22 protein-coding genes are annotated in these 22,517 nt (G+C 71.0%); 11 read left to right on the top strand and 11 right to left on the bottom strand.

Going from position 1 to position 22,517, the window contains the following annotated elements; all coding sequences use genetic code 11:
- Positions 1–89: 89 nt before the first annotated feature.
- On the bottom strand, positions 90–1,862 hold the full coding sequence (gene argS, locus ACIBUY_RS39090) for an arginine--tRNA ligase (RefSeq protein ID WP_399155192.1): 1,773 nt from the start codon (positions 1,860–1,862) through the stop codon (positions 90–92).
- 302 nt (positions 1,863–2,164) lie between these two features.
- Here argS and lysS point away from each other — a divergent pair, with 302 nt between their 5' ends.
- Entirely contained in the window at positions 2,165–3,925 is a 1,761-nt protein-coding gene (gene lysS / locus ACIBUY_RS39085) for a lysine--tRNA ligase (RefSeq protein ID WP_365571186.1), read from the top strand.
- A gap of 95 nt (positions 3,926–4,020) precedes the next feature.
- On the opposite strand, the gene ACIBUY_RS39080 is transcribed toward lysS, so the two are convergent.
- The 3 genes from ACIBUY_RS39080 to ACIBUY_RS39070 all read right to left on the bottom strand — a co-directional run bounded on the left by ACIBUY_RS39080 (position 4,021) and on the right by ACIBUY_RS39070 (position 7,215).
- Positions 4,021–5,250 (bottom strand): DUF2637 domain-containing protein, encoded by a 1,230-nt coding sequence (locus ACIBUY_RS39080; RefSeq protein ID WP_399155191.1) that lies wholly within the window; start codon positions 5,248–5,250, stop codon positions 4,021–4,023.
- Between the two features lie 130 nt (positions 5,251–5,380).
- Positions 5,381–6,220 (bottom strand): DUF3558 domain-containing protein, encoded by an 840-nt coding sequence (locus ACIBUY_RS39075; RefSeq protein WP_399155190.1) that lies wholly within the window; start codon positions 6,218–6,220, stop codon positions 5,381–5,383.
- 137 nt (positions 6,221–6,357) lie between these two features.
- Positions 6,358–7,215 carry a DUF3558 domain-containing protein gene (locus ACIBUY_RS39070; protein ID WP_399155189.1) on the bottom strand — a complete coding sequence of 286 codons (858 nt, stop codon included), beginning with the start codon at positions 7,213–7,215 and terminating at the stop codon, positions 6,358–6,360.
- A gap of 192 nt (positions 7,216–7,407) precedes the next feature.
- Between ACIBUY_RS39070 and ACIBUY_RS39065 the strand changes: the two genes are divergently transcribed.
- The gene (locus tag ACIBUY_RS39065; protein ID WP_365571197.1) at positions 7,408–8,601 is read left to right on the top strand and encodes an RtcB family protein; all 1,194 of its coding nucleotides are present in this window, start codon (positions 7,408–7,410) and stop codon (positions 8,599–8,601) included.
- A 45-nt stretch (positions 8,602–8,646) separates the two neighbouring features.
- Here the strand turns inward: ACIBUY_RS39065 and ACIBUY_RS39060 are convergent, their stop codons facing one another.
- The 3 genes from ACIBUY_RS39060 to ACIBUY_RS39050 form a co-directional block, all read right to left on the bottom strand.
- On the bottom strand, positions 8,647–9,102 hold the full coding sequence (locus tag ACIBUY_RS39060) for a hypothetical protein (RefSeq protein ID WP_399155188.1): 456 nt from the start codon (positions 9,100–9,102) through the stop codon (positions 8,647–8,649).
- Entirely contained in the window at positions 9,099–9,431 is a 333-nt protein-coding gene (locus tag ACIBUY_RS39055) for a hypothetical protein (protein WP_399155187.1), read from the bottom strand. The genes ACIBUY_RS39060 and ACIBUY_RS39055 overlap by 4 nt, the downstream gene beginning before the upstream one ends.
- Before the next feature lie 155 nt (positions 9,432–9,586).
- Positions 9,587–10,477 carry an NADP-dependent oxidoreductase gene (locus ACIBUY_RS39050; protein ID WP_399155186.1) on the bottom strand — a complete coding sequence of 297 codons (891 nt, stop codon included), beginning with the start codon at positions 10,475–10,477 and terminating at the stop codon, positions 9,587–9,589.
- Positions 10,478–10,653: 176 nt separating this feature from the next.
- On the opposite strand from ACIBUY_RS39050, the gene ACIBUY_RS39045 reads away from it, so the two are divergent.
- The gene (locus ACIBUY_RS39045) at positions 10,654–11,067 is read left to right on the top strand and encodes a helix-turn-helix domain-containing protein (protein WP_365571203.1); all 414 of its coding nucleotides are present in this window, start codon (positions 10,654–10,656) and stop codon (positions 11,065–11,067) included.
- Positions 11,068–11,105: 38 nt separating this feature from the next.
- Here the strand turns inward: ACIBUY_RS39045 and ACIBUY_RS39040 are convergent, their stop codons facing one another.
- On the bottom strand, positions 11,106–11,594 hold the full coding sequence (locus tag ACIBUY_RS39040; RefSeq protein WP_399155185.1) for a hypothetical protein: 489 nt from the start codon (positions 11,592–11,594) through the stop codon (positions 11,106–11,108).
- A 92-nt stretch (positions 11,595–11,686) separates the two neighbouring features.
- Here ACIBUY_RS39040 and ACIBUY_RS39035 point away from each other — a divergent pair, with 92 nt between their 5' ends.
- The 3 genes from ACIBUY_RS39035 to ACIBUY_RS39025 all read left to right on the top strand — a co-directional run bounded on the left by ACIBUY_RS39035 (position 11,687) and on the right by ACIBUY_RS39025 (position 13,036).
- Positions 11,687–12,019 carry a YnfA family protein gene (locus tag ACIBUY_RS39035; protein WP_365571208.1) on the top strand — a complete coding sequence of 111 codons (333 nt, stop codon included), beginning with the start codon at positions 11,687–11,689 and terminating at the stop codon, positions 12,017–12,019.
- A 68-nt stretch (positions 12,020–12,087) separates the two neighbouring features.
- Positions 12,088–12,858, top strand: a complete 771-nt coding sequence (locus tag ACIBUY_RS39030; protein ID WP_365571211.1) for an SDR family NAD(P)-dependent oxidoreductase — start codon at positions 12,088–12,090, stop codon at positions 12,856–12,858.
- A complete protein-coding gene (locus tag ACIBUY_RS39025) occupies positions 12,845–13,036 on the top strand; it encodes a hypothetical protein (protein WP_365571323.1) in 192 nt (63 codons plus the stop codon). Before ACIBUY_RS39030 ends, ACIBUY_RS39025 begins: the two co-directional genes overlap by 14 nt.
- A 40-nt stretch (positions 13,037–13,076) precedes the next feature.
- Here the strand turns inward: ACIBUY_RS39025 and ACIBUY_RS39020 are convergent, their stop codons facing one another.
- On the bottom strand, positions 13,077–13,937 hold the full coding sequence (locus ACIBUY_RS39020; RefSeq protein ID WP_399155184.1) for a DUF6597 domain-containing transcriptional factor: 861 nt from the start codon (positions 13,935–13,937) through the stop codon (positions 13,077–13,079).
- A gap of 529 nt (positions 13,938–14,466) precedes the next feature.
- On the opposite strand from ACIBUY_RS39020, the gene ACIBUY_RS39015 reads away from it, so the two are divergent.
- From ACIBUY_RS39015 to ACIBUY_RS39005, 3 genes are all read left to right on the top strand, one after another.
- Entirely contained in the window at positions 14,467–15,489 is a 1,023-nt protein-coding gene (locus ACIBUY_RS39015; protein ID WP_399155183.1) for a hypothetical protein, read from the top strand.
- 65 nt (positions 15,490–15,554) lie between these two features.
- A complete protein-coding gene (locus ACIBUY_RS39010) occupies positions 15,555–16,643 on the top strand; it encodes an LLM class flavin-dependent oxidoreductase (protein WP_365571317.1) in 1,089 nt (362 codons plus the stop codon).
- Complete coding sequence (locus tag ACIBUY_RS39005; protein WP_399155182.1) at positions 16,640–17,299, top strand: CE1759 family FMN reductase; 660 nt, start codon at positions 16,640–16,642, stop codon at positions 17,297–17,299. Before ACIBUY_RS39010 ends, ACIBUY_RS39005 begins: the two co-directional genes overlap by 4 nt.
- Before the next feature lie 6 nt (positions 17,300–17,305).
- On the opposite strand, the gene ACIBUY_RS39000 is transcribed toward ACIBUY_RS39005, so the two are convergent.
- Positions 17,306–18,910: a hypothetical protein gene (locus ACIBUY_RS39000; RefSeq protein WP_399155181.1), complete on the bottom strand. Its 1,605-nt coding sequence runs from the start codon at positions 18,908–18,910 to the stop codon at positions 17,306–17,308.
- A complete protein-coding gene (locus tag ACIBUY_RS38995; protein ID WP_399155180.1) occupies positions 18,852–20,189 on the bottom strand; it encodes a glycosyltransferase family 4 protein in 1,338 nt (445 codons plus the stop codon). Before ACIBUY_RS38995 ends, ACIBUY_RS39000 begins: the two co-directional genes overlap by 59 nt.
- A 165-nt stretch (positions 20,190–20,354) precedes the next feature.
- On the opposite strand from ACIBUY_RS38995, the gene ACIBUY_RS38990 reads away from it, so the two are divergent.
- Both ACIBUY_RS38990 and ACIBUY_RS38985 read left to right on the top strand, forming a co-directional pair.
- Entirely contained in the window at positions 20,355–21,086 is a 732-nt protein-coding gene (locus tag ACIBUY_RS38990; protein ID WP_365571229.1) for a response regulator transcription factor, read from the top strand.
- A gap of 1 nt (position 21,087) precedes the next feature.
- Positions 21,088–22,515, top strand: coding sequence for an ATP-binding protein (locus ACIBUY_RS38985; RefSeq protein WP_365571232.1), 1,428 nt, complete (start codon positions 21,088–21,090; stop codon positions 22,513–22,515).
- The last annotated feature ends 2 nt before the right edge of the window (positions 22,516–22,517 follow it).

Below are 22,517 nucleotides of genomic sequence, written 5' to 3'. Positions count from 1 at the left end.
CAGAGCACGCACCAGACGCCGCGCGGCCGCCCTGCGGGCGTGGGGGTCCCCCCGGCCGAAGGCTGGGGGAGGGAGTTTGAAGACACGCCCTAGAGCTTCTCGGGGGTCCGGATGCCCAGCAGGGCCATGCCCTGGTGCAGCGTCCGGGCCGTCAGGTCGCACAGGAACAGCCGGTTCTCCACGACCTCCTGCGCCGGGCGCGGCTTGATGACCGGGCACTGGTCGTAGAACGTCGTGAACAGCGACGCCAGCTGGTACAGGTACGCGGCCACCTTGTGCGGCGCGTACTCGGCCGACGCCTCGTAGACCAGATCGCCGAACGCGTCCAGGTGCAGGCCCAACGCCCGCTCGGCCGGGGCCAGTTCGAGCTCCGGGTGGGCGGCGGCGGTGTCGCCCTCGGACTTGCGCAGGATCGACTTGATGCGCGCGTACGCGTACTGCAGGTACACGCTCGTGTCGCCGTTCAGCGACACCATCTGGTCCAGGTCGAACTTGTAGTCCCGGTTCGCCGACGTCGACAGGTCCGCGTACTTCACGGCGCCGATCCCGACGTACCGACCGTTCTCCACGATCTCGTCCTCGGTCAGGCCCACCTTCTCGGCCTTCTCCCGGACGACCGCCGTGGCCCGCTCGACGGCCTCGTCGAGCAGGTCCTCGAGCCGGACCGTCTCGCCCGCACGCGTCTTGAACGGCTTGCCGTCGGCGCCGAGCACCGTGCCGTAGCCCATGTTGTGCGCGGTGACCTCGTCGCCGAGCCAGCCCATCCGGCGGGCCGCCTCGAAGACCATCTTGAAGTGCAGCGACTGCCGTACGTCCACCACGTACAGCAGCGTCGTCGCGTGCAGGTCCACGACGCGGTTGCGGATCGCGGACAGGTCGGAGGCCGCGTAGCCGAAGCCGCCGTCCGCCTTCTGCACGATCAGCGGCACCGGCTCGCCGTCCTTGCCGCGGATCTCGTCGAAGAACACGACGAGCGCGCCGTCCGAGCGCACCGCGACACCCGACTCCTCCAGGAGCCGCGCCGTCTCCGGCATCAGGTCGTTGTACGCGGACTCGCCGACGATCTCGTCGTCGCGGATCTCCATGTCGAGCTTCTCGAAGACCGAGTAGAAGTAGACCTTCGACTCGTCGACGAACCGCTGCCACAGGCCGAGGGTCTCCTTGTCGCCGCTCTGCAGCGCGACGACCCTCTTGCGCGCCCGCTCCTTGAACTCCTCGTCGGAGTCGAAGACGGCGCGCGACGCCTTGTAGATCCGGTTCAGGTTCGACATGGCCTGCTCGCCGTCGACTGTGTTGTCGATGGCAGCCGGGGCCAGCTCGTCCGGGTGCTCGATCAGGTACTGGATGAGCATGCCGAACTGGGTGCCCCAGTCGCCGATGTGGTGCCGGCCGATCGTCTTCTCGCCCGTGAAGTCGAGCATGCCGCGCAGGGCGTCGCCGATCACCGCGGAACGCAGGTGGCCGACGTGCATCTCCTTGGCCACGTTCGGCTGCGCGTAGTCGATGACCGTGACGCCGGGGTTGTCCTTCACCGGCACCCCGAGGCGGTCGCCGTCGGCGGCGCGGGCGGCCAGCGTCTCGATGATCGCCTTGTCGGTGACCGTGACGTTCAGGAAGCCGGGCCCGGAGACCTCGACGTCGGCGAGCAGCTCACCGTTCACGATCTTCTCGACGACCTGGGTCGCCAGCTCCCGCGGGTTCGCCTTGGCCTTCTTGGCGAGCGCCAGGATCCCGTTGGCCTGGAAGTCGGCCCTCTCGCTACGTCGCAGCAGGGGGTCTCCGACGGTCCCCGGGAGGGCGGCCGTGAGGGCGTCGGAGAGCCGGGCGTTGACGTTGGCGGTGATGGACGTGACCGGGGCCATGTGTGAGGGCTGCCGTTCTGGTCGGGGCTGGGTTTGATAGTCCCGCTCAGTATCCCACGGGGCAGCAAAGGGGTTTTGCGGCTTCGTCGCCGGGCGCGGGTCCGGTGGGGCGCGCCCCTGATGGCCGCAGGCCATCCAGGGGCACGGGGAACTGCGCGACCAGCCACGACGGCGCAGCAGTCGCGCACGGTCCCTGGCCACCCCTTGACAAGGCGTTTTCGCGCACCCCGGGCCGCCTGGGACAATGGCAGGGCGCGGAGTGCATCCGCACGTAGACCCCCGAACCGAAAGGCCCACCGATCGTGGCAGCCCAGAGCACCGGAGCGGAGAACCCAGAGAACGCAGACTGGGTCTCCCGCTACGCGGACGATGTCATCGCCGAGTCCGAGCGCCGTGCCCCGGGCAAACCGGTCGTCGTCGCCTCCGGCCTCTCCCCGTCAGGCCCGATCCACCTGGGCAACCTGCGCGAGGTCATGACCCCGCACCTGGTCGCCGACGAGATCCGCCGCCGCGGGTACCCGGTCCGGCACCTGATCTCCTGGGACGACTTCGACCGCTACCGCAAGGTGCCGAACGGAGTGCCCGGCACCGACGCGTCCTGGGCCGACCACATCGGCAAGCCCCTCACCTCGGTCCCCGCCCCGGAGGGCTCCGCGTACCCGAACTGGGCGGAGCACTTCAAGGCCGCCATGATCGAGGCCCTCGGCGAGCTGGGCGTCGAGTTCGACGGCATCAGCCAGACCGAGCAGTACACGGCGGGCACGTACCGCGAGCAGATCCTGCACGCGATGAAGCACCGCGGCGACATCGACGCCATCCTCGACCAGTACCGGACGAAGAAGGCCCCGCCGAAGAAGCAGCAGCAGAACCAGAAGCCGGTCGACGAGGCCGAGCTGGAGGCCGCCGAGGGCTCCGGCGCGGCCGACGAGGACGACGGCAGCAGCGGCGCCGGCGGGTACTACCCGTACAAGCCGTTCTGCGGCGAGTGCGGCAAGGACCTCACGACCGTCACGTCGTACGACGACGAGACGACCGAGCTGTCCTACACCTGCACCCTCGACGGCTTCACCGAGACCGTCCTGCTGTCGGAGTTCAACCGCGGCAAGCTGGTCTGGAAGGTCGACTGGCCGATGCGCTGGGCGTACGAGGGCGTCATCTTCGAGCCGTCCGGCGTGGACCACTCGTCGCCGGGTTCGTCGTTCCAGGTCGGCGGCCAGATCGTGGACCGCGTCTTCGGCGGCAAGCAGCCCATCGGTCCGATGTACGCCTTCGTGGGCATCTCCGGCATGGCCAAGATGTCGTCGAGCAAGGGCGGGGTCCCGACCCCGGGTGACGCGCTGCAGATCATGGAGCCGCAGATCCTGCGCTGGCTCTACGCACGCCGCCGCCCCAACCAGTCGTTCAAGATCGCCTTCGACCAGGAGATCCAGCGGCTCTACGACGAGTGGGACAAGCTCAGCGGGAAGGTGGCGGACGGTTCCGTGCTGCCCGCGGACGCGGCCGCGTACAGCCGTGCCGTCGGCACCGCCGCCGGTGAACTGCCGCGTACGCCGCGCCCGTTGCCGTACCGCACGCTCGCGTCCGTCGCCGACGTCACCGCCGGGGACGCCGAGCAGACGCTGCGCATCCTGAGCGAGCTCGACCCGGAGAACCCGGTCACGGACCTGGACACCGTCCGGCCCCGGCTCGACAAGGCCGAGGCCTGGATCACCAAGTACGTGCCCGCCGAGTCGCGCACCATCGTCCGCGCCGAGCCGGACACGGAGGCGCTGGCCGCCCTCGACGAGCAGGGCCGCACGTCCCTGCGCCTCCTCCTCGACGGGCTCGACGACCACTGGTCGCTCGACGGCCTGACCCACCTCGTCTACGGAGTCCCGAAGGTGCAGGCCGGCTTCCCCGCCGACGCCACCGCCAAGGAGCTCCCGGCCGAGATCAAGGGCGCCCAGCGCGCCTTCTTCGCCCTGCTGTACGACCTGCTCGTGGGCCGCGACACCGGCCCGCGCCTGCCCACGCTGCTGCTCGCCGTGGGCGCGGACCGGGTCCGCAAGCTGCTCGGCGCGTAACGCCTCCGGCGGGAACGGGAGACGGAGCGAGGAACGGGAGAGGGGCGGCACCGGAATCATCCGGTGCCGCCCCTCTCGCATCGCATCGCGTGGTGCTACGCGATGTGGTCGTCCAGCAGGTCCTTGTCGAGCCGGGCCGCGAACAGGTCCATGTACCGGTTCACGTCACGCGGCTGGAGCCGGACCCCGTGCTGCATCTCCACGTTCGCCGCGAACGCCCCCGGCGTCGGCAGCCCCTCACCCTCTATCGACTGCCGGAACACCAGGTACAGGTCGTCGTCCGTCGGCTCGGTGACCGCCTCCTGGACGCCGTCGCCCAGCGGCCGCGTCCCGCCCGCCCCGTTCGGCACCGGGAACTCGGGCTCCGGCTCGGCCGCGCGCGGATGCGGCACCGGCACCGCGATCTGCTGCGGCTGCTCCTCGTACCAGCCCTGGTGCTCCTGCTCCGGGTCGAACGTGGGCGGCACGAAGTGCGGGTCGTAGTCGCCCTGGTACTGCTGCGCCTGTGGCGGCGGCGTCGCGAACCACTGGCTCGGGGCCTCGGCCGTCTCGGTGACGGGTTGTACGGGCCTCGGCTCCAGCTGGGGCGCCTGCGTCTGTTCCACCGGCCTCGGCGCCGGGGGCAGCAGCTGCGGCTCGATCCCGGCCGCCGCGAGGCCCGCGGGAGCCGTCTCCGCGAGCGGCACCCCGTAGCGCGCGAGACGCAGCGGCATCAGCGACTCCACCGGAGCCTTGCGCCGCCAGGCCCGGCCGAAGCGCGAACGCAGCCGCGCCTGATAGACCAGGCGCTCCTGCTCCAGCTTGATCACCGCGTCGTACGACCGCAGCTCCCACAGCTTCATCCGGCGCCACAGCAGGAACGTGGGAAGCGGCGACAGGAGCCAGCGCGTGATGCGCACGCCCTCCATGTGCTTGTCCGCCGTGATGTCCGCGATCCGGCCGATCGCGTGCCGCGCGGCCTCCACGGCCACCACGAACAGCACCGGGATCACCGCGTGCATCCCCGTGCCCAGCGGATCGGGCCACGCCGCCGCGCCGTTGAACGCGATCGTCGCCGCCGTCAGCAGCCACGCCGTCTGGCGAAGGAGCGGGAAGGGGATACGGATCCACGTCAGCAGCAGATCGAGCGCGAGCAGCACGCAGATACCGGCGTCGATGCCGATCGGGAAGACGTACGCGAACTTCCCGAAGCCCTTCTCCAGGGCCAACTCGCGCACGGCCGCGTACGAACCGGCGAAGCCGATGCCCGCGATCACCACCGCTCCGGCGACGACCACCCCGATGAGTATCCGGTGCGTCCGTGTCAACTTCAGTGGCGCGGCCACTCCAGTTCCCCTCCCAGTTCGGCATGTTGCGCCCAACAGACTGGCACACGCATACGGAAGACCGTGGGCCGGTACGCCCGGAGCCCGGCCCCAAAAGGGGCCGGGCTCCTCAAATCACGCTGATCCGCGGCTACTTGGCCTTCTTCGAAGCGGAAGCCGAGGGCGAGGTGGAGGCGGAACTGGAAGGGGAGGCCGAACCGGAACCCGAACCCGAACCCGTACCCGAACCCGCACCAGTCGTCTTGGTCACGGAGGTCACCGCCTCCTTGGCCGCCTTCTGCGCGTCCTTCGACAGATCGGCGGCGTCCGGCGTCTTCTCGCCCGCCAGACCCGAACCGTTGTAGTTGACGGTCACCACGACGTTGTCCACGCGCGAGACGACCGTCTGCTGCCGGGACGTGACGTTCTTCTTCTTCTCCTTGTACGAGCTGTCGAAGCGCACCAGCGTCGCCTCGTCACCCGTGCCGGTCACCGGGGAGGTCTTCACGTTCTTCGCGCCGTCCGTCGCCTGCGCGTCCTTGACCTGCTTCGCGTAGTACGCGGACGCGAGCTTGTCGCCACTGCCCCGGTTCACGTCCGAGTCGAAGCGCACGAACGACACGTTCAGCCAGCGGAACTGCGAACCCTTGACCCCGTTGTTGTCCAGGCTCGACCACGAGCAGCTGGCCCGCGTCGACTCGTCGTCGGACGCTCCCGCCTTGCTGTCGCCCTTCGGCACCAGGTCCTCCAGCGTCTTCTTCGAGAACGCCGAGCACGCCGTGGGCAGCGACTTGTACGTCGCCGGGGTCACCTTCTTCGCGCCCCCGTCCTTCCCGGCGGCCGCAGAGGACGAGGACGCCCCTGACCCCTTCTTCGCGCCGTCGTCCGAGCCGGAACCGGAGTCGGACGAGCAGCCTGCGACGACGAGAACCACCGGCACGGCGGCTGCGCAGGCAAGGATGCGGGTGAGTCGCTTGGTCGGACGGTGCATGGTTCCTTCACTGGGCCGCTGACAGGACACGGCCCCGGATCTCCGCTGCGGGAACCCGGGCCCGATGGGCCACCGTACGCGCTGACCGCCCCGCCCGCGTCGCCTTCCCCGGACCGCCCCCGGACCGGGGGAGGCCCCTACTCGCCGAACTTCCCGACCAGCTTCCCGGCCAGTTCACGCGCTGTGTCCTGCATTTCCTTGCTGTCCGGCGCCTCGCTGGGCACCGCCGACTGCGCCTCGTACCGGAGGGTCACGACGACGTTCGACGTGCGGAACACCACAGTCACCGTCCGCCGCTGAGACGTCCCCGAACCCGACAGCGCATCGTCCACGAACGCCTCGTCGCCGAGATCGTCGAGCGTGCGCGGCTGGACCTCGGCGGCGTCCACCGAGGAGGAGGGAGACGTGGGCGAGGAGGGCGAGGAGGGCGAGGAGGGCGAGGAGGTGGACGTGGGGGTAGAGGAAGAAGGCGACTCAGGTGGCTCAGACGACCCAGACGACCCAGACGAGTCGGACGAACCGGACGAGGGTGACGGTTCCGGCAGGTCCGCCGCCGTCTCCTTCGCCGCGTACACGCTCTCCGCCCGCGCGTCGTCACTCACCGCGGAGTCGTACGACACCACCCGCTCGAAATCCAGCGAAAGCCGGTGCGCCCCGCTCTCGGCCGAATCGTCCTTCCACGTACACCCGGCCCGCCGGTCCGTGTCGTACGTCGACGTGGCCGACCCCTTGTACGCCTTCTCCTGCTGCTCGGCGTCGGGCAGCTCCTTGATCCCCGGGAGCATCGTGTCGAGCATGCTCTTGTCGGGCTGGCCGCACGGCTCGGGCAGGGACCGGTACTTGCCCGGCTTCGCCGCCGTCACCGAGGAACTGACCTCGCCCGGCTTGGAGTCGTCCGTCCCGTCGTCGGCCCCGGCCCCGCCGGAGCACCCGGCGAGCAGCGCCGTCAGGAGCACGGCGATGCCCGGCATGTACGCGTAGGACTTCCGCTGCACGCTGGGGCTCCTTGCTGGTCTCTGGCAGGGGTTATTCGGTTGCCGCCACGAGGCGCCCGATGGTGCCATGTCTATCGCACGCACTGCCGTGGACGCCGGTCCGGCATCCTATTCGTCGACCTTGGCTCCGGTATTTGCGTTTCCAGACTTATAGCCGAGAAGGGTCAAGCAGGCCCGTTTACGGGGGATTTCATGTCGTACGTAGAGGTTTCCGGGGCGAAGGTCCCCATTCGCATGTGGGCGGACCCGGCGTCCGTCGAGGACGCCGCGATGCAGCAGCTGCGCAACGTGGCGACCCTCCCCTGGATCAAGGGCCTGGCCGTCATGCCGGACGTCCACTACGGCAAGGGTGCGACGGTCGGCTCGGTGATCGCGATGCAGGGTGCGGTGTGCCCGGCGGCGGTCGGGGTCGACATCGGCTGCGGAATGAGCGCGGTGAAGACGTCGCTGACGGCGAACGACCTGCCCGGGGACCTGTCCCGGCTCCGGTCGAAGATCGAGCAGGCGATTCCGGTGGGGCGGGGGATGCATGACGATCCCGTTGACCCGGGGCGGCTGCACGGGTTCGGGACCGCGGGGTGGGAGGACTTCTGGGGGCGGTTCGAAGGGGTCGCCGATGCCGTGAAGTTCCGGGAGGGGCGGGCTCGTAAGCAGATCGGAACGCTTGGCTCCGGGAATCACTTTCTCGAACTTACGTTCGATTCTGAGGGGGTAGTGTGGCTCATGCTGCACTCCGGTTCCCGCAACATCGGCAAGGAACTCGCCGACCACCACATCGGCGTGGCCCAGAAGCTCTCGCACAACCAGAACCTGGTCGACCGCGACCTGGCCGTCTTCATCTCGCAGACCCCGCAGATGGCCGCGTACCGCAACGACTTGTACTGGGCGCAGGAGTACGCGCGCTACAACCGCTCGATCATGATGGCGCTCTTCAAGGACGTGGTCCGCAAGGAGTTCAAGAAGGCGAAGCCGACCTTCGAGCCGGAGATTTCCGCTCACCACAACTACGTGAGTGAAGAGCGCTACGACGGCATGGACCTGCTGGTCACCCGCAAGGGCGCGATCCGCGCGGGCTCCGGCGAGTACGGGATCATCCCCGGTTCGATGGGCACGGGTTCGTACATCGTGAAGGGCCTCGGCAACGCGGCGTCCTTCAACTCCGCCTCGCACGGCGCGGGTCGGAAGATGAGCCGGAACGCGGCGAAGAAGCGCTTCTCGACGCGTGACCTGGAGGAGCAGACGCGGGGCGTGGAGTGCCGCAAGGACTCCGGCGTCGTGGACGAGATCCCGGGCGCGTACAAGCCGATCGAGCAGGTCATCGACCAGCAGCGCGATCTGGTCGAGGTCGTGGCGAAGCTCAAGCAGGTCGTCTGCGTGAAGGGCTGAATTGCCGGGAGGGCCCGAGTTGTTGTCGGCTCGGGCCCTGTGTGCTTACTCCGGCATCGGCACCTTCCCGCTACGCAGGCGCCATAGTCGCAGGCTGCAGCTTTGGTAGGTGCGTCCCAATTCCTCAGCGGAGGCTGTGACGTTGCTGTTGTGCTTCAGCAGGATGCGATCTTCCCACTCCTTCCAGCGTCGTGCCGTATAGGCGGTCCTCATGTCGGCTGGGCGAACCCAAGTGTGCAGGGAGTCAGCGGCGGCCTGCTTGCGCTCCAGTGAGAGGCAGCCCGGGTAGTAGAGATGGGCGGCCAGCGCCTGGGACGCCTCTTTCCAGTACATGACGTTGTAGATCTCATCCCGCTTGTTGCGGCTGGGGTGGAGTGTCGTGCCGGTGATCTTCCTGGCGTAGAAGCACAGGTAGACGGCGATAGCCGTGCTGGCCGTCGTGAGTGAGATGAACGGCAGGCCTGGTTTCGTGTAGCCGACTGATCCATCGGCGTCGATCACTCCGCGAAGATAGTCGCGGCGTGAGAACGGCACGCGAGGTGGCGTGATCTTCTTCGACTTACGCCCAGGACCCGCTCCCTGATGCTGCTGTTGTATGGGGTCAACTCCTGGAACCTGCGCAGGATTTCGACATCGCGGATGTTGATCTCGGCGGTCAGTCGGCCCTTCTGCCCGCTCCCTTGTGCCAGGTGCCCGTCCATCTGCAAGAACCCGAACATGTACGCATACTCGGGCACCTCCAGATCCATGAACCGCGACGCATCAGGGACATGCAGCCCGAGTGCCTCGTCAAACGTGAACTGGTGAGCGCTAGGCTCGCGTTCAACCATGGGAAGTTACAGCCTTCCTCTTGGTCAGGCCCTCGGCCGGGACGCCAATCCCGCCGGGGGCCGAGCTGTTTTCGGTTGTTGATCGCGAACCTAGACAGCGCGTTCCCATCCCGTCCGGATGATCGGCACGGTTCACCCTTGTGAGTGGCGGCCCCTCAGGGAACCAACACCAGACGCCCCCGCACCCCGCCCTCCGCAAGGCGTGTGTGGGCCTTCGTCGCGTCGTCGAGGGCGTACGTTTCCGCGACGCGGGTCGTCAGCGCGCCCTCGTCGGCGAGGCGGGCGAGGGTGGCGAGGCGCGTGCCGTCCGCCTGTACCTCCACGTGGCCCGTGCTCACCCCGCGTTCCGGGGCCGGTGCCGCGCCGGGGATGACGCCCAGGTAGCGGCCGCCGTCCCGGACCCAGGCCAGTGCCTCGGCGCCGAGGACCGCCGCGTCGAGGACCGCGTCCGCCGGCTCGGGGGTGGTCCCGCGCGGCACGAACCCGGTCGCGCCGAAGGAACGTACGAGCTCCTCGTCGCCCTCGCCCGCGTACGCCGTGACCTCGATGCCCTGGCGGGCGGCGAGCTGGATCGCGTAACCGCCGACCGCGCCCGCCGCGCCCGTGATGAGCAGGGACTGGCCGGGCTGCAGGGCGAGTTGGTCGAGGGCCTGGGCCGCGGTGAGGGCGTTGAGGGGGAGCGTCGCGGCGCGGGCGGGGTCGAGGGAGGCGGGGGAGAGGGCCGTCGCCGTCGCGTCCACGACCACGTAATCGGCGTGCGTGCCAAGGGACTTGTTCGTTCCGTAGGCGAGGGCGACGACCTGGTCGCCGACCTGGAAGCCGGTGGCGACGCCCGCCGCGTCGACCGTGCCGGCCACGTCCCAGCCGAGGCCGAGCTGCCTGCCCGCGCCGCCGAACGCCCCGGCGCGGATGCCCGCGTCGACCGGGTTGAGGGCGGCTGCGGCGACCTTGATGCGGATCTGTCCCGCGGCCGGTTCGGGGCGCTCGACGTCCACGATCTCGACCGACTCCGGGCCACCGAACGTCGTCACTACTGCTGCGCGCATGGCAACTCTCCTATGAATAAGGCCTGTATGAATAAGGCCTGTTGGCATCTTCTTGCTGCTATATGTGCCGCTTTCCTTTTGGCAGTGATGACTCTATGGAGTGCTACTCTCCTTTGGTAAGTACGTACTTGGAGGTGCGTACGTCACCACGAGGTGCGCAGGGGCGGGGAGTTGGCATGGCGACCATGACGGCGGCACAGCGGCGCGAGCAGGAGCGGTTCGCGTACGACGCGTTCTTGCGGGAGTGCCCGACCAACCAGCTGCTCGCGCGGCTCAGCGACAAGTGGGTGAGCCTGGTCGTCGCCGCGCTGGCCGAGCAGGACGGGCCGATGCGCTACTCGGACCTGGGCCGGAAGATCGCGGGCGTGAGCCAGAAGATGCTGACGCAGACGCTGCGCGCCCTCGAGCGGGACGGCATCGTGGCGCGCGCCGTCACGCCGTCCGTGCCGGTGCGGGTCGACTACGAACTGACCGGCCTCGGGCGCAGCCTGAGCGGACTCCTTGTCGCCGTGAAGGCCTGGGCGGAGTCGCACATGGACGAGGTGGCCGACGCCCGGGAGGCGTACGACGAAGCGGCGGCCGTCGGCTGAGCCCCGTGGAACCAGGTTTCAGAAGTAGTCAGAAGTAGTCAGAAGTAGTACGTGTCTCCCGTGTCCAGGACCAGTACCCGGTGCTGGTCGTTCTGCCGGTTGTGGTCGGCGAACCCGCCGCTCCACGCGGTGGCGATCTGCACGGTGGCCTCGGCGGGCGCGGCCGCGAGGCGGACCCGGACGGTGAGCGGCGTGCCGTACGTCGCCGCGGGCAGCGCGCCGGTGCGGCAATGGACGGTGCGCGGGCCGCTGCGCAGGCAGGTGTCGGGCAGCTCGTCCTGGACGTCGGCGAGCGGCACGGACCAGGTCAGGCGGACGGTGGTGTCGGGGACGTCGGAGGGGCCGTGGTTCTGCGGCGTGAAGCCGACCGTGACCAGGCCGCCCGTCATGGTGATGTCGCCGTGCTGGGCGAGGTCGGCCTCGGGGACCGCGCCGTCGGCGGGGTCCCCGGTGGGGCCGCCCGTGGGGCCGGTGAGGGCGGCCGCAAGGGCCAGGGCGAGGGCGGTGGGGGCGAGCGCGAACTGCATCGTGACCTCCGTACGCAGGGGTGATCGGCGGATCTGTTCCACGCGCCGGGCGCTGCGTCACGGTCCGGGGCCCGCGTGACACCCTGTGGCGCATGCTCGTAGCCCGCTCCGTGTTCCTGTTCGTGCTGGCCGCGCTGTTCGAGATCGGCGGGGCCTGGCTGGTGTGGCAGGGGGTGCGGGAGCACCGGGGGTGGGCCTGGATCGGCGCCGGGGTGATCGCGCTCGGGGTGTACGGGTTCGTGGCGACGCTGCAGCCGGACGGGGAGTTCGGGCGGATCCTGGCGGCGTACGGCGGGGTCTTCGTGGCGGGTTCGATCGCGTGGGGGATGGTCGCGGACGGGTACCGGCCGACCCGGTGGGACGTGGCGGGCGCGCTGATCTGTCTGGCCGGGATGGCCGTGATCATGTACGCGCCGCGCAAGTGACCCGGCGTGCGGGCGGGGCCGGGATCTATCCTTGGCCCGAAGGTGACCGTACGTATGAGGAGCAGCCCATGGCCCCCGCAGCCGCATCCCGCATCGCCGTCATCACGGGCGCGAGCAGCGGCATCGGTGCCGCGACCGCGCGACAGCTGGCCGCGGCCGGGTACCGGGTGGTGCTCACGGCCCGCCGCAAGGACCGCATCGAGGCGCTCGCCGAGGAGATCAACGCGGCCGGGCACCAGGCCGCCGCGTACGCCCTGGACATCACCGACCGGGCGGCCGTCGACGAGTTCGCGACCGCCTTCAAGACGATCGGCGTGCTGGTGAACAACGCCGGTGGCGCCCTGGGCGCCGACCCCGTGGCCTCCGGCGACCCCGAGCAGTGGCGCCAGATGTACGAGACGAACGTCATCGGCACGCTGAACGTCACGCAGGCCCTGCTGCCCGCGCTCACCGCCTCCGGCGACGGCACGGTCGTCGTCCTCTCCTCGACCGCGGGCTTCTCCACGTACGAGGGCGGCGGCGGTTACGTGGCGGCCAAGCACGCCGAGCACGTCCTCGCGGAGACGCTGCGCCTGGAGATCGTCGGTACGCCGGTCCGCGTCATCGAGGTGGCGCCCGGCATGGTGAAGACGGACGAGTTCGCGCTGACCCGGTTCGGCGGGGACCGGGAGAAGGCGGCGAAGGTGTACGCCGGTGTCGCCGAGCCGCTGACCGCGGACGACGTCGCGGACACGATCACCTGGGCGGTGACCCGGCCGTCGCACGTGAACATCGACCTGCTGGTGGTCCGGCCGCGCGCCCAGGCGTCCAACACGAAGGTCCACCGTGAGCAGCAGTGACGCTCCTGGCCCCGACGGGGCCGATCCGCTGGACGTGTTGCAGCGGGAGTACGACGAGCGGCGGCTCGCCCAGGAGAAGAAGGGCGAGCGGTACATGTGGTGGTACCTGGGCTACTTCCTCTTCGGCATCCACATCGTCGCGTTCGTGATGATCTACGCGATCAGCCACGCGAAGTAGGGGCCCAGGGCCCCGGGTAAGGCCCCGGGTAGGGCCCCGGCTAGGACCCCGGGTAGGACGTGGGTGGCACGCCCACCGTCGCCGTGAAGTCCCTGACGAGATGGGCCTGGTCGGCGTAGCCGAGGTCGGCGGCGAGGGCCGCCCAGTCGACGTCCGTGCGCGTGCCGGCCGCTTCGACGGCCTCGTGGATGCGGTAGCGCAGGATGCACCACTTGGGGCTGGCCCCTACGTACCCGGCGAACAGGCGTTGCAGCGAGCGCGTCGTCAGGCCCTCGGTGGCGGCGAGGTCGGCGACGCGGCGGGTTTCGCGGTCGGCGCGGATGCGGGCGACCAGGGCGCGGGCGAGTTCGGCTTGTGGGTCGGGGTCGGGGTCGGGCGGGGCGAGGGTGAGCAGGTAGGTGTCTAGGGCGGCGACTCGGTCGGAGTCGGAGTCGGAGGCGGAGGCGGAGTCGGAGTCGGATTCGGTGCCGGTGTCGTCGCCGGGGGAGACGATGGCGGCGACGTCGGTGGCCGGGAACACGTCTTGGTACGGCAGCACGCGGCCGGTCCACTCGGCGACGGGCACGTCGGGTCGGAACGGGCGGAACGCGCCCGGCCAGAACTTCGCCCCGCACACGCGGCCGCGACCGCCGATCTTGCGGGTGTAGAGGCCGGGGGCGCTGACGCCGGTGAGTTCGCCGTACGGGGGGCCCTCGTCGCCGTCCACGGAGTCCCACTGGAAGGTGAGGTTGACGGAGGGGTGGGGGAGGACGTGCGAGGCGTACGGAGAGGGTAGGTCCCAGTCGATGAACCAGTAGTTCTCGACGTACGGGCGCAGGGCCTCGGCGGGTTCGTACCGCCGGAACCGCACGCGCTTCAGCAGAGCGTCCGGGTCGACGATGCCGCGGGTGTCCCGGTCCATGCGGCGATCGTACGTCGGGCCTGGCTGGGTCGGTGGGCTGTTGCTCCGGTGGTGGGGCCGGGGGGTTGACTGCTGATACCCGGCCGGGTTCGGTGCGCTGTTGCTTTCGTCGTGGGGCGGGGCCGTGTCGGGGTACCTCCTCGGCCGGGCTCCGGTTGCTGTTGCTTGTGCGCCTACGGCGCGGCGTCCCGGGTTGGGTGCCTGCGGTGTCCTGCGGGGGCACCCCGACACGTCCCCTCATGTCGTCGAGCGGCCAACCGCCGGTGGGGCCGCACCCTTCGATGCGGGCTGAGCCCACCCCGCCTCCGGCTGCGGGGCGCCCCCGCCCGCCTTGGGCAGTCTGCCGCCTGGGGCGGCACGGGTGGGCTGGGGGTCCCCCCGGACGGAGTCTGGGGGAGGCCCCCGAGCGCCGGATGCGCGATACAGAAAGGGCTCAGCCCGACCCCGGTCGAAGACACACGCGCCGAGCCACCGTTCAACTGGCCTGTAGGCGCAGCCCGTTGTCAGTGGGCGCTCTCATACTGGCGCCATGAAGATCACCCCGCAGACGATTGCCGAGGCCTGGCAGCAGGTTGCCGAGAGACATGGGCTGGAGGGCGAGGTCGGTGTGCCGCTCATCGTGGGTACCGACGACGCGCTCGAGGAGTGGGCCGAGGGGGAAGAGGGCGTCGGGCTCTGTTTGATGGTTGATGAGGGTGGCGCCGTGCGTGGCTATATGGGCGGGTACCAGGACTCGTTCGTCACCCGGGATCTCGAGCAGGTGCTGTACCTGATCGCCGAGGCCGCGATGCGCGGGCGCGGGGGGACCCTGGAGGAGGTCGCCGAGGCGCTGGACCGGATCGAGCCGGCGTGGGGCAGAAGGTTCCGCAGTGGTGGCCTGGACGACACGGGGCCGGTCGAGGCGTGCGGCCGCGACCCGCTGGAGGGGCTCGCCTGGATGGCCGGACTGTGGCGCGAGCAGGACCCGTACACGACGCTGGCCTTCTTCCGCGCGGCGCCGGGGGAGAGCGTCGATGCCGAGGAGCTGGCGCTGCTGTACGGGGCGGATCCCGCGCAGGTCGCGGCGGGGACGCGGCTGAAGGATCTGAAGGCGGTGAATGGCGGGCGTGATCACTGGGACCGTCAGTGGCAGAGCTGTTGCTTCGGGCAGGTCGGCGAGTGGACGTTCCTGCTGCACCACGAGACGCCGCCGGGGTCGTTCGCCGACAAGGAGGCGTACGCGGCGCTCGGGATCAGGGAGAGCGTCTGGCTGACGGCCACGATGGCGAAGGCCATCTACACCTTCGACTACGTGCGGGACGGCCGCCGCATCGCCGACGACGAGCAGGGGGTGATCGAGCTGATCTGGTACGACCGCGGCCGCGCGCCCTACCAGCGGGGCGGGCCGCTGGACTTCCTGAACCGGGCCGTGCGCCGCGCCGAGCTGGACCATCCCGAGCTGAGCGAGTTCGAGCTGTACTTCCACGCCCTGGAGGAGTCCCTCGGCCTGAGCCTGCCGCGCCGGGTCTTCGCGGAGGGGGAGGTGCGGGCCGCGTACTGGGCCGGGGAATAGGGGTGGGGGTGGTGTCGTTCTGTGGGTATAGTTGAAGCATCAACAACCTGCGGAAGGTGAGCAGCATGCAGTTCGGGATCTTCACCGTCGGTGACGTCACCGTCGACCCGACGACCGGACGCGCGCCGAGCGAGCACGAGCGCATCAAGGCGATGCTCGCCATCGCGCAGAAGGCCGAGGAGGTGGGCCTGGACGTCTTCGCGACCGGTGAGCACCACAACCCGCCGTTCGTGCCGTCCTCGCCGACGACGCTGCTCGGGTACGTCGCCGCGCGCACGGAGCGGCTCATCCTGTCCACCTCCACGACGCTGATCACGACGAACGACCCGGTGAAGATCGCCGAGGACTTCGCGATGCTGCAGCACGTCGCGGACGGGCGCGTGGACGTGATGATGGGGCGGGGGAACACCGGCCCGGTCTACCCCTGGTTCGGCAAGGACATCCGCGACGGCATCGACCTCGCCATCGAGAACTACGCCCTGCTGCGCCGCCTGTGGGACGAGGACGTGGTGACGTGGAAGGGGAAGTTCCGCACGCCGTTGCAGTCGTTCACCTCGACTCCCCGGCCGCTGGACGGAGTTGCCCCCTTCGTGTGGCACGGCTCCATCCGCTCTCCGGAGATCGCCGAGCAGGCCGCGTACTACGGCGACGGCTTCTTCCACAACAACATCTTCTGGCCCGCCTCCCACACCAAGCAGATGGTGAACCTGTACCGGCAGCGCTACGCCCACTACGGGCACGGCACCGCCGAGCAGGCGATCGTCGGTCTCGGCGGACAGGTCTTCATGCGCAAGAACTCGCAGGACGCCGTGCGGGAGTTCCGGCCCTACTTCGACAATGCTCCCGTGTACGGGCACGGGCCGTCCCTGGAGGAGTTCACGTCGCAGACGCCGCTGACCGTCGGGTCGCCGCAGGAAGTCATCGAGCGGACCCTGTCCTTCCGGGACTACGTCGGTGACTACCAGCGGCAGCTGTTCCTGATGGACCACGCGGGGCTGCCCCTGAAGACGGTCCTGGAGCAGCTCGATCTGCTCGGCGAGGAGGTCGTGCCCGTGCTGCGCAAGGAGTTCGCGAGCCTGAGGCCGGCGGGCGTGCCCGACGCCCCGACGCACGCCGCCCGCGTCGAGGCCGCCAAGGAGGTGCGTACGGCATGAAGATCGTCGTCGTCTCGGCGGGGCTGAGTGTTCCGTCGTCCACGCGGCTGCTCGCCGACCGGCTGACCGCCGCGACCCTGGCACACGTGGACGCGGAGGTCGCGGAGGTCGAGGTGGTCGAACTGCGGGATCTGGCCACGGAGATCGCCCAGCACTTCGTCACCGGGTTCCCGCCCGCCCGGCTCGCCGCCGCGCTCGACTCGGTGGCAGCCGCGGACGGCCTGATCGCCGTGACGCCGGTGTTCGCGGCGTCGTACAGCGGGCTGTTCAAGTCGTTCTTCGACGTCATCGACAAGGACGCGCTGACCGGCAAGCCGGTGCTCGTCGGGGCGACCGGCGGCACCGCGCGGCACTCGCTGGTCACCGAGCACGCGTTGCGGCCGCTCTTCGCCTACCTGCGCGCCCTCGTCCTGCCGACCGCCGTGTACGCGGCGTCGGAGGACTGGGGCGAGGAGGGGCTCGCGGCGCGGATCGCGCGTGCGGGCGGGGAGTTGGCGCGGTTCATGGCACCTGCCGCGGCGCCGGACGTGGACACCGCCGCGGCGATCGCGCCCCGTTCGCTGACGGGGGCGATCACCTCGGTGGATCCGGCGGACGGGTTCGGGGCCGACGTGGTTCCGTTCGCACAGCGGCTCGCCGCGCTGCGGGCCGAGTAGCCGCCGCTATCCGCCGGCCGGGCGCGGAGCCAGCCACGCCGTCAGGCCGCCGGAGCCCGGCAGTTCGTACGAGGTCCAGCCGCGGGCGAACCTCGGCGGGCGCCCGCCGTCCTCGGTCAGGACCGCCGAGGGGGTATCGGCGATCATGCGCATCAACTCGGGCCTGGTCGTGGACGTGTTGTTGCCGTTGACCTGCTCGGACGCGCAGCCCGCCGCATAGCCGACGGGCAGTGCGAGCGGGCCCGTGAGCAGGCACGGCGGGGTCAGTCCCCGCGCGTGCAGGCCGCGGGCCGCCGCGGCGTAGCGGGCGTCGGTGCGGGCCGTGGAGTCGGCCAGGCGGTGCAGCACGACCAGTTGGGACACCAGGTGCAGGGCGAGCACCGCCGTTGCCGCGAGGACCAGGCGGCGGGGGCGGTGTCGCAGCGTGCCGAGGAGCACCGCCACCGGCAGGGACAGCAGGGCGTAGGAGGGCAGGAGGAAGCGCGGCGCCGCGTAGCCGATCAGCAGGATGTACGGGACGGCCAGCGCGGCCGCGCAGATCACCGCGAGGACGATCGGGGTGGCGCGGCGTGCGCGGACGGCGACGTGGATCGCGCCTGCGGTGAGCAGCGGCAACGCGAGCCACCACAGCGTGAGTTCGGGCTGGGGCGGCGGGCCCGCGGTGCAGGGGCGGCACAGGATCGGGCCGTTGACGGCGCGCCAGGCCGTGCCGAAGTTCAGGTGCAGGCCCATGTCGCCCTCGGTGGCGCTCGACACGCGCAGCCGCTCGGGCACCCCGCCCCAGCGGACGTACGCCTCCACGACCCACTGCGTCATGCCTGCCACCAGGCCGAGCGCGAGGAAGGGGAGCGTACGGCGGCGTGCGCGGACCAGCAGGGCCGCGACGGCGAGCGGGGCGCCGATCCACACCACGTCCGACGCCCGGAACAGGGCCACCACCGCGACGCATCCGGCCAGCCACCAGCCGCTGCCCCGGCTCCTGTCGCGCAGGAACCAGCCCACCGCGCCGACCGCGGCGAACGCCACCCACAGGTTGGGCATCGCCATCGGACCGGACAGCACGGTGATCCACAGCCCGCCGAACAGCAGCGCCGCGACCGCCGTCGTACGTGCTCCGATCAGCGGCCGCCACACGCGGAACGCCGCGTACAGCGCCGCCGACGACAGGAGCGCCAGTGCGATGCGCAGGGCGAGCGTGGAGTCGGTCGCCGCGATCAGCGGAGCCGTCAGGAAGCTCGTCCCGCGCGAGCGCGGCGCGCTGAAGAAGACGGTCGGATTGCGGGGGTCGTACTGCGAGACGTAGACGGACTCGTCCCAGCCGAGGACGTGCGCCAACTGCGGGACGACGAAGACCAGTTGGGTGAGCAGGTAGAGGGCCGCGACCAGTGCGAGGCCGCCGTCGGGGCCGCGGACGGCCCGGGAGACGGGTCGGGAGACGGACCGCCACCGACTCTGTCGGTCCGCCTCCCGGCCCCTGACGGCCCGCGTCCACCGCAGCCCGGGGGCCGAGGACTTCGGTGGTGCGGGCGGCTCGGGCGACGCCGTGCGCTCGCTAGACGTGTTCGAGCTGCGCGGCGCCCCGGGTATCGGAATGCGTGCGTCGGCGGTCATGCGGCTGTGTCCCCCCTGGACCTGAACCCGGCCCGCCGCGGATCGTGGAGCGCAGCGCACGGGCCTTCCTGCGTGCCCAGTTGGTGGCCCGGGCACGGAATCGTTGCCATGCACGACGTCTCCGTGTCACCCGGAGTTCCCCGAAGAGGGCCGCGTAGCGCATCGTGATCGGATCGGGATCGAAGCGGTGGGCCGCCGCCAGTGCCGCCGCTCCCATCTGCTTGCGACCCGCCTTGTCCTCGATCAGGGCGACGAGTGCTTCGGCGAGCGCCCGTGCGTCGCCCACCGGGACCAGCCGTCCGTCGACGCCGTCCGTGACGATCTCGGCGGGGCCGAGCGGCGCGTCCGTCGACACCACGGGGACCCCGCAGCGCGCCGCCTCGACCAGCGTCATCCCGAACGACTCCGCGTCCGAGGCGCTCACCACGATCGACGCCTTGGCGAACTCGGGCTCGATCGGCGAGACCGTGCCCATGAGCCGGACCCGGCCGGTCAGGCCGAGCCCGCTGACCAGGGCCCGCAGGTGCGGTTCCTGCGGGCCGCCGCCGTAGATCCGCAGCTCCCAGTCCGGCTCTTTCGCGGCGATCGCGGCGAACGCCTCGAGGAGGAGGTCGTAGCGCTTGCCGGGGACGAGCCGGCCCGCCGCCGCGATGATCTTCGCAGTGCCGTCGGAGGGCGGGACGGTCGCGGGCGGCACGATGTTCGGCACGGCCAGGACGCGCACTCCCGGCAGCGGCATCCGGGCCCGGTACACCGCCGCGTCCGCCTCGGTCGTCGTCACGAGCGCGTCGAGGTCCCGGTAGTGCCGGGCGAGCTGCGAGCGAAGGGGCTTGGTGTGTGCGTCGTGGCGCAGGTGCTCCTGCCCGATCCGCAGGGCGCGGCGCGGGCCCCACAGGGCGAGGTACACGTTGAGCCCCGGCCGGGTCCCGATGATGACGTCCGCGTCGCACCGGTCCTCGAGGTATTCGCGTACCCGCAGGTCGTGCAGGAGCGTGTACTGCCCGTAGCGCTTCTCGGCGGCCGGAAAGTCCCGCGCGGGGCGGCCGTACGCGCTCTGCCGGGTGTCCGCGCCGCCCGCCCGGGTGTCCACCAGCGGCACGAGCCGGATCCGCGGGTCGACCGGGAAGCGGGGGCTCTCGCGGTGCCGGGACATCGAGACGATCTCCACGGTGTGTCCGGCGGTCCCGCCGTGCTCGACGAGCGCGGTGGCGAGGTTGAGCGTGGTGCGCACGGTGCCGCCGACGGCGTACGCGTTGTGCAGCAGGAACGCGATCTTCATACGCGGTGCGCCCTCTCCCCGGGTCCCCTCGAGCCACATGGTCGGGCACAGCCTGCTGGCGACGGGTAAGCCGCTGATCGGCGCGGGGTGAGAGGCGGGTAAGAAGCCCACGGGGCGGCGTCTGATCAGAGGAAGCCCCCGGGCCGTCGGGGCACACTGGGCAGCGTGTCGCAACCAGCTCCCGCCGCCCCGCCGCCCGCGCCCACCGTGCTGCTCGCCGAGGACGACCGCGCGATCCGCAACGCGCTGGCGCGCGCCCTCACGCTCGAGGGCTATGCCGTCACGGCCGTCGCCGACGGTGTCGAGGCGATCGCCGCGGCCCACCGCGCCAGGCCCGACATCCTCGTCCTGGACGTGATGATGCCGGGCATCGACGGCCTGCAGGTGTGCCGGGTGCTGCGCGCCGAGGGCGACCGCACGCCGGTCCTGATGCTGACCGCGCTGGTGGAGACCCCGGACCGGATCGCGGGCCTGGACGCGGGCGCCGACGACTACGTGGTCAAGCCGTTCGACGTCGAGGAGGTCTTCGCCCGGCTGCGCGCCCTGCTGCGCCGCACCGCGCCGGAGCCCGCGGCCGCCGACGGGCCCGCGGAAGGCCACCGGGTCACCGCCGCCGACCTGTGCATCGACCCGGCGGCCCGCCGCGCCTGGCGCGGGCAGCGCGAGCTGGAACTGACCCGCACCGAGTTCGACCTCCTCGAACTCCTGGCCCGCAACACCGGCATCGTCCTCGACCACGCCACGATCTACGACCGCATCTGGGGCTACGACTTCGGCCCGGGCTCGAAGAACCTCGCGGTGTACGTCGGCTACCTGCGGCGCAAGGTGGACGAGCCGGACGGGATACCGCTGATCCACACGGTGAGGGGCGTGGGCTACGTCCTGAGGGAGGGGTGAGGTGAGCGCCCCGAGCCGCGTGGGGAACCGGAGCCTGCGCGCGAAGCTCGCCGTCTCCTTCGCCGCGGTGGCCGCGGGCGTGACCGCCCTGGTCGGCTTCCTCTCCTATGACGCGGCCGCGCGGCTCGTCCGGGTCGACCAGCAGGCCGTGTTCGACCAGGTCGTCCACGACCTGCGCACGCAGGTGCGCGAACAGCGGCTCGGCCCCGACGACTTCACCTCCGGCGACCCGGACCGGGACGGGCCGCGCGAGGACCTGACCCGGCCGGCCGGCACCGACGTACAGGTACTCGGCCCCGGCGGCACCGGCGCCACCGTCATCGACCCCGGCAAGCCGCGGCTGCCCGTCGACGCGGCGGCGATCAGGGTCGCGGACGCGCAGACCGCGGGGACCGTCGCCGAGGACGACAACGTGGAGCTCGACGACGACGCGTACCGCACGGCGACCGTCGCGCTCGGCGGGGGCCGCGGTGCCGTCCAGGTCGCCCAGGAGTTCAGCGACACCGAGGACCTGCTGCGCGAGCTGCAGAAGCGCACGGTCCTGTTCGCCGGGGCGGTGGTCGTGGCCGCGGGCCTGTTCGGCTGGTGGCTGGCCCGGCGCATCACCTCGCGCCTGGTCCGGCTCGCGGACACCGCGGAGGTCGTCGCGTCCACCGGCCGCCTCGACGTCGCGGTGCCGGTCGCGGGCCGCGACGAGGTCGGCAGCCTCGGCCGGTCCTTCGACCGGATGCTGGGGCGCCTGGCCCGCTCGGTGGAGGACCAGCGCCGTCTGGTCCAGGACGCGGGCCACGAGCTGCGTACGCCGCTCACCTCGCTGCGTACGAACATCTCGCTGCTGCGCCGCATCGAGGAGCTGCCGCCCGCGGCCCGGGAGGAACTCGTCGCCGACCTCGCCGACGAGTCCCGCGAACTGACCGATCTGGTCAACGAGTTGGTGGACCTCGCGGCGGGCAAGGAGGACGACGAGCCGGTCGTCGACGTGGACCTCGCGCAGACCGCCGAGGACGTGGCGACGCTGGCCAGGCGCCGCACGGGCCGGGCGGTCACGGTGCGGGCCGAGGGGGAGAACACCCTCGTCGGCCGCCCCGCCCAGCTGCAGCGGGCCCTGACCAATCTGGTGGAGAACGCCGCCAAGTTCGACGCGGGCGGCACCGCCCCGATCGAGATCGTCGTGACCCGCGTGTCGGGCGGCGTCCGGGTGGAGGTCCTGGACCGCGGCCCGGGCCTGACCGAGGGCGACATGGACCGCGTCTTCGACCGCTTCTACCGCGCCCCGGCGGCCCGCAGCCTGCCCGGTTCGGGCCTGGGCCTGTCGATCGTGCGGGAGGTCGCGGCCGGGCACGACGGGGTGCCGTTCGCCGCGGGGCGGGCCGGCGGGGGAGCGGTGATCGGGTTCGTGATCAAGGGGGCCGGGCCTCAGGGAAAGTGAAA

Source organism: Streptomyces sp. NPDC050085, from assembly GCF_044460595.1.
Classification (GTDB): domain Bacteria; phylum Actinomycetota; class Actinomycetes; order Streptomycetales; family Streptomycetaceae; genus Streptomyces.
The sequence above is the reverse complement of the archived record's forward strand: the minus strand, read 5'-3'. Positions and strand labels throughout refer to the sequence as shown.

Excerpts from the sequence above, each read along its gene's own strand:
- argS (WP_399155192.1), bottom strand. The coding sequence starts at position 1,862 with ATGGCCCCGGTCACGTCCATCACCGCCAACGTCAACGCCCGGCTCTCC.
- ACIBUY_RS39075 (WP_399155190.1), bottom strand. The coding sequence starts at position 6,220 with ATGCACCGTCCGACCAAGCGACTCACCCGCATCCTTGCCTGCGCAGCC.
- ACIBUY_RS39065 (WP_365571197.1), top strand. The coding sequence starts at position 7,408 with ATGTCGTACGTAGAGGTTTCCGGGGCGAAGGTCCCCATTCGCATGTGG.
- ACIBUY_RS39055 (WP_399155187.1), bottom strand. The coding sequence starts at position 9,431 with ATGGTTGAACGCGAGCCTAGCGCTCACCAGTTCACGTTTGACGAGGCA.
- ACIBUY_RS39050 (WP_399155186.1), bottom strand. The coding sequence starts at position 10,477 with ATGCGCGCAGCAGTAGTGACGACGTTCGGTGGCCCGGAGTCGGTCGAG.
- ACIBUY_RS39045 (WP_365571203.1), top strand. The coding sequence starts at position 10,654 with ATGGCGACCATGACGGCGGCACAGCGGCGCGAGCAGGAGCGGTTCGCG.
- ACIBUY_RS39040 (WP_399155185.1), bottom strand. The coding sequence starts at position 11,594 with ATGCAGTTCGCGCTCGCCCCCACCGCCCTCGCCCTGGCCCTTGCGGCC.
- ACIBUY_RS39035 (WP_365571208.1), top strand. The coding sequence starts at position 11,687 with ATGCTCGTAGCCCGCTCCGTGTTCCTGTTCGTGCTGGCCGCGCTGTTC.
- ACIBUY_RS39030 (WP_365571211.1), top strand. The coding sequence starts at position 12,088 with ATGGCCCCCGCAGCCGCATCCCGCATCGCCGTCATCACGGGCGCGAGC.
- ACIBUY_RS39020 (WP_399155184.1), bottom strand. The coding sequence starts at position 13,937 with ATGGACCGGGACACCCGCGGCATCGTCGACCCGGACGCTCTGCTGAAG.
- ACIBUY_RS39015 (WP_399155183.1), top strand. The coding sequence starts at position 14,467 with ATGAAGATCACCCCGCAGACGATTGCCGAGGCCTGGCAGCAGGTTGCC.
- ACIBUY_RS39010 (WP_365571317.1), top strand. The coding sequence starts at position 15,555 with ATGCAGTTCGGGATCTTCACCGTCGGTGACGTCACCGTCGACCCGACG.
- ACIBUY_RS39005 (WP_399155182.1), top strand. The coding sequence starts at position 16,640 with ATGAAGATCGTCGTCGTCTCGGCGGGGCTGAGTGTTCCGTCGTCCACG.
- ACIBUY_RS39000 (WP_399155181.1), bottom strand. The coding sequence starts at position 18,910 with ATGACCGCCGACGCACGCATTCCGATACCCGGGGCGCCGCGCAGCTCG.
- ACIBUY_RS38995 (WP_399155180.1), bottom strand. The coding sequence starts at position 20,189 with ATGAAGATCGCGTTCCTGCTGCACAACGCGTACGCCGTCGGCGGCACC.